Annotated in this window: 5 protein-coding genes; 4 read left to right on the top strand and 1 reads right to left on the bottom strand. The window is 61.3% G+C overall.

Annotation, left to right across the window (positions count from 1 at the left end):
• Positions 1-155 precede the first annotated feature (155 nt).
• Positions 156-1,202, bottom strand: a complete 1,047-nt coding sequence (locus ABX749_RS21230; protein WP_372897738.1) for an NAD(P)H-dependent flavin oxidoreductase — start codon at positions 1,200-1,202, stop codon at positions 156-158.
• 350 nt (positions 1,203-1,552) lie between these two features.
• On the opposite strand from ABX749_RS21230, the gene ABX749_RS21235 reads away from it, so the two are divergent.
• From ABX749_RS21235 to ABX749_RS21250, 4 genes are all read left to right on the top strand, one after another.
• Positions 1,553-2,719, top strand: coding sequence for an efflux RND transporter periplasmic adaptor subunit (locus tag ABX749_RS21235; RefSeq protein ID WP_372897739.1), 1,167 nt, complete (start codon positions 1,553-1,555; stop codon positions 2,717-2,719).
• Positions 2,716-3,927: an ABC transporter permease gene (locus ABX749_RS21240; protein WP_372897740.1), complete on the top strand. Its 1,212-nt coding sequence runs from the start codon at positions 2,716-2,718 to the stop codon at positions 3,925-3,927. The genes ABX749_RS21235 and ABX749_RS21240 overlap by 4 nt, the downstream gene beginning before the upstream one ends.
• Complete coding sequence (locus tag ABX749_RS21245; protein ID WP_372897741.1) at positions 3,924-4,628, top strand: ABC transporter ATP-binding protein; 705 nt, start codon at positions 3,924-3,926, stop codon at positions 4,626-4,628. The genes ABX749_RS21240 and ABX749_RS21245 overlap by 4 nt, the downstream gene beginning before the upstream one ends.
• 204 nt (positions 4,629-4,832) lie before the next feature.
• On the top strand, positions 4,833-5,063 hold a 231-nt coding region (locus ABX749_RS21250; protein WP_372897742.1), incomplete at its 3' end, for a hypothetical protein.

The following is a 5,063-nucleotide window of genomic DNA, read 5'->3' on the forward strand; positions in this document are numbered from 1 at the left end:
AAACCGCGGACAAGGCGCGGTGGACGGATCGCCGGCCATCGCGGCGTCTTGGACCTCCGTCAGCCACGCCACTCCCGACCTGCCGCGGCTTGCGCAATACCCCGCTTGGAATATCTTGAAACGATCCGAGTGCGTCGCGAGATTCACCGTCCCGATCAAGTGATCGAATCGGAATCCCCGGCCGGACCCGCCGATCGGGCAAAGCCTTCGATCACCGCTTCGGCTTCGTCGACGATCCGCCGGATCACGGTTGCCGCCGAGTCGATCGCGGTGACTTGTCCGGCGACCTGGCCGCCGAACATCGCCAGTTTTTCCAGTTCCCCGGTCATGGATTTCAACGGCGAATCCGTGCTCATCAAGTACACCGGACGGCCTTCTTCTTCGGCGACCTGTTCTCGCGGCATCTCGTCGGCGTGGTGTCCGAAGGGCTGCCGTTCGTACGGTTCGGTGCTCTGACTCTTGATCACACGGACGGCAGAGTGGGGCGGCCAGTTGATCGCAAACGCATCGGTGTGCAGCGTGTCGTCGGCGTCGGCCCGGACGATCTGACGTTTGTGGACGTCGTGGGCGAATGACTCGTGCGTGGCTAGCAACACCGTGCCACAGTGAATCCCCTGCGCGCCCATGGCCAACGCGGCGACCAGGCTGCGTCCACTGCCAAAACCGCCCGATCCGACAACCGGAATCGAGACCGCGTCGACGATCTGCGGCAGCAACACCAGCGACGTGACCGTTCCATGAACGTGCCCGCCGGCTTCCACTCCCTGTGCAACAATCACATCGGCTCCCGCCGCTTCCGCTTTGATCGCCTGGTCGACATCGCCGACCTGATACACGACCCGGCACCCGGCTTGCTTGGCGCGGTTGATCGCGTCCGGGACGACATCCCAGAAATAAACCATCGTGTGCACACCGGCACGCAAGCACGCATCGAGTTCGACACGAAACAGTTCGGGGTCGGTCGCCGCGGGGATGAGATTGACACCGAACGGCTTGTCGGTCAGTGATCGAACTTCGTTGATCTGTTGCGTGATCCGCTGCGGCGATTCGCGAACCATGCCCAGACAACCGAACGCGCCGGCATTGGAAACCGCGGCCACCAATTCCGCACGCGCCACGCCTCCCATGCCCGCCTGCAAGATCGGGTAGCGGCATTCCAGCACATCACAAAGCGGCGTCAGAAGCGAACCGGTGGATCCCAATGGATTGTCCTCGAACTCGTGTGACTGGAAACGGAATCCGCCTGCGCGAAGGGGCGGGGCGCCGGCGAAGGGATTGCAGGGCGATAGCTTAATGCCACTTACTTTGGCGACAAACGGGCGACTTTTGTTAGCGGCAGGGCGCGAGCCCTCCGGTCTTTCAAGGTCAAACCGGACGGCTCGCGCCGTTCCGCTACCTCCCTCAGTGCCAAAGTCAGTGGCATTGAGCGATAGCTGCAAGGACGGCGGCGTCGGCAATCACCTTGACGCGCAGTCCTATCCTATATGTTAATGTGTATATTCTCAGCCCGCTGACACAAGCTCAGAACGCCCGATCACCTGAAGAAGTTTCCATGCAGAGTCGTTTCATCCGATGGTCCAGGACGTTTGCGAAGTGGCTGGCCGTGTTGGTCGTCGTGGCGGGGGCGATTTACTGGCTGCGGTTTCGGCCGGTTCCGGTCCAAAGGGTTCCGGTTCGCAGCGGTCTCATCGTTTCGGAAATCATCGGGACCGGGACACTCGAAGCCCGCGTGTCGACAACGATCAGCCCCAAGATATCCGGCCGCATCACGGTGGTGTCGGCCGACCAGGGGGACGCGGTTGCCGAGGGCGATTTACTGGTCGAGCTGGACGCGGCCGAATTGCAGCAGCAAGTCGAAATCGCCGAAGCCAACGTGGCCGCCGCCCAAGCAGCCATCGTGCGACTGAGTGCGGACAAGGAACGGGCGACGGTGGTGCTGGACCAAACGCAACGGACCAGTCGACGGCTGGAGAGTTTGTTGGAACGATCGGCCACGTCGCAGGAGGAGTTTGAACGTGCCACCGAAGCGATGTCGGTTGCGGTCGCCGATGTGGCCCGCGCCGAAGCGGCGATCACCGAAGGACAAAAGGTTTTGTTGGCGGCGGAAAAGACGCTTCAATACCATCAGGCGCGGTTGCGGGACACGCGGATTCTCGCCCCCTTCAGCGGTCTGATTACGGCGCGACATCGCGAATCCGGTGACGTGGTGGTGCCCGGCAGCGGCATTTTGACATTGATTTCCACCGACGTGCTCTGGATCAGCGCCTGGGTCGATGAAACGGAGATGTCGAGAGTCGCCAAAGACCAACCCGCCCGCATCGTGTTCCGTTCCCAACCCGAGCAATCGTATCCGGGGACCGTGGTTCGATTGGCCAACGAATCCGATCGAGAAACGCGTGAGTTTGTGGTCGACGTGCAAGCCAACGCGTTGCCGAATCAGTGGGCCGTTGGGCAGCGCGCCGAAGTGTATTTGGAAACCGGCAGAAAGTCCGATGCGATTCAAATTGATGCCGCTTCGTTAGTGCGTACAGACGACGGTCACGCCGTGTTCGTCAACGACGCCGGAGTGGCGCGGCTGCGACCGGTGACGCTCGGATTGCGCGGACGTGATAGCGTCGAAGTCATCTTGGGGCTTTCCGCAACGGACCAGGTGGTCATGCCGCGTCACGGCAGCGCGGCATTGGTCGACGGACGTCACGTGAGCGTGGACGAATCATGAACCTGGCCTTGAAGGACATCCGCTACAGCTTTGGACGATTTGCGTTGACCACCCTCGGCGTGGGCATGTTGCTGATGGTGGTGATGGGGATGGGAGGGATCTACCGTGGCGTCATCGAAGACGCGACGTTGTTGATCGATCGCGTCGATGCCGATTTGTGGATCGTCCAACGCGACACCCGTGGCCCGCTCGCCGAAGTTTCGCGGGTGCCGCCCAGTCTGGTGCATCGTGCGACGGCGGTGCCCGGCGTCGCTTCGGCCCGCGAGTTTGTCTACCACACCATTCAACGAGAACGTAACGGTAAACCCCTGCGGATCGCGGTGATGGGATTGAGTTGGCCGACCGACAAGGGGGAATGGATCGCGCTGACCGGCGGCCGAGCGCTGCGTCAAAACCACTTTGAAATGATCGCCAACGAGTCGCTGGGGCTGCCGGTCGGACATCGCATCCAACTGGGGCAGGAAACCTACACGGTCGTCGGCACGACCAATAACATGATCGGCAGCAGCGGCGACGGCATGGCGTTCGTCACCGTCCGCGATGCCCAGGCGATTCAATTTGACGTGCCCGGCGAAGCGGTCCGTCTGGAACGGGCCGCCCGGGAAGCCCGCGGTCGCCGCTTTGATCTGGTCGCACAACAACCGATGTTGCTGGCCAACGCGCAACGCCCGGGAAGCGAATTGCCCGCCGTCGCCCGTCCCGGGCTGAGTGCCGTGATGGTTTCGCTCAAGCCCGACGCGGACGCCGACGTCGTCGCCGACATCATCGGCGGCTGGGGCGACGTCTCGGTGTACACCTCCGATGGGCAACGCGAGTTGTTGCTCAAGGGGACGGTCGAAAAGATCAAACGCCAAATCGGACTGTTCCGTGTGCTGTTGACCGTCATCGCAGCCATCATCATGGCGCTGATCCTGTACACGATGACGCTGGACAAGATCCATTCGATCGCGCTGTTGAAATTAATCGGTGCCCCCAACACCGTGATTTTGGGTTTGATTCTGCAGCAAGCGTTGTTGTTGGGCGCGTTCGGGTTTGCGATCGCCTACCTGGTCGGGCAAAAGGTGTTTCCGATGTTTCCCCGACGCGTCCTGGTGACACAACCCGACTTGATACAGCTTGCCGCTATCGTGCTGGGAATCTCGATCTTGTCCAGCGTGCTGGGGATTTGGAAAGCGCTGCGGATCTCGCCCAACGAGGCCCTGTCATGAGCGATGCCGGGGAAACGTTGGCCATCGAAACCGACCGGCTGACCAAGATCTACGGCAGCGGCAATACCGAAGTCGTCGCAATGCGCGACGTTTCGATGCAGGTGCATCGCGGCGAAGTGGTGGCGTTGTTGGGGCCGAGTGGTTCTGGCAAGTCGACGTTTCTGACCGCCGTCGGCCTGATCAACCCGCCGACCTCGGGACGCGTGTTGATCGGCGGCAAGTTGGTGGTCGAGGGCGACGTCCCGCACACCAATCTGCGATCGTTTCGCCGCCGACACCTCGGATTTGTGTTTCAAAAATCGAACTTGATCCCGTTTTTGTCCGCCCGCGAAAATGTGCAGATCGCGATGCAGCTCAACGGCGACACGCCCAAATCGGCCCGCACCCGCGCGCAGGAGTTGCTCGACTATCTCGGCGTCGGCGATCGGGGCGAGAACTTGCCGTCGATGCTTTCCGGCGGCCAACAACAGCGTGTCGCCGTGGCCCGCGCGCTGGCAAACCACCCCAGCGTGATTCTGGCCGACGAGCCCACCGCGGCGCTGGACAGCCACCGCGGCCGACAAGTGATGGAACTGTTCGCCAAGGTCGCCCACGAACAGCAAGCCGCCGTCATCGTCGTCACCCACGACCATCGATCCCTGGACGTCTTCGACACCCGGTATGAAATGGAAGACGGCTTGATGCGGTTGGCTGAGTCCTGAAACATCTCAACCCAGACGTCCCCATCTTTTGACCAACCCACCTTTTGACCGACCCATTTTTTGACCAACCCATTTTTTGACCAGTCCATTTTTTGACCAGTCCATTTTTTGACCAGTCCATTTTCGGCGACTCGATCGACGCAACCTTCGCATCCGCGGAACGAGTAAACTGCTGGATCACTCGAATCACGACAAGGAGTTGCCATGAGTTTGATTTCGCTTTCTCGTCGCCGCTGGATGCAATCAGCGGGTGCTTCGGCGGTCATTGCTGCAACCGGTTCAATGCGCCGCCGAACCTTCGCCGCAGACCCGTCGCCGAACGTCCACGAGATCGGTTCGCGACGCGAGCTGTTCGTCGACGAAGCCTTGATCGAAACGCGCGACGATGTCGACTTGGTGATGCATCGGCCGCGTGACGAAGGTCAGGTGCTGGCG

The sequence above is a fragment of the Stieleria sp. genome, assembly GCF_041595215.1.
Taxonomy (GTDB): domain Bacteria; phylum Planctomycetota; class Planctomycetia; order Pirellulales; family Pirellulaceae; genus Stieleria; species Stieleria magnilauensis.

Excerpts from the sequence above, each read along its gene's own strand:
- ABX749_RS21235 (WP_372897739.1), top strand. The coding sequence starts at position 1,553 with ATGCAGAGTCGTTTCATCCGATGGTCCAGGACGTTTGCGAAGTGGCTG.
- ABX749_RS21240 (WP_372897740.1), top strand. The coding sequence starts at position 2,716 with ATGAACCTGGCCTTGAAGGACATCCGCTACAGCTTTGGACGATTTGCG.
- ABX749_RS21245 (WP_372897741.1), top strand. The coding sequence starts at position 3,924 with ATGAGCGATGCCGGGGAAACGTTGGCCATCGAAACCGACCGGCTGACC.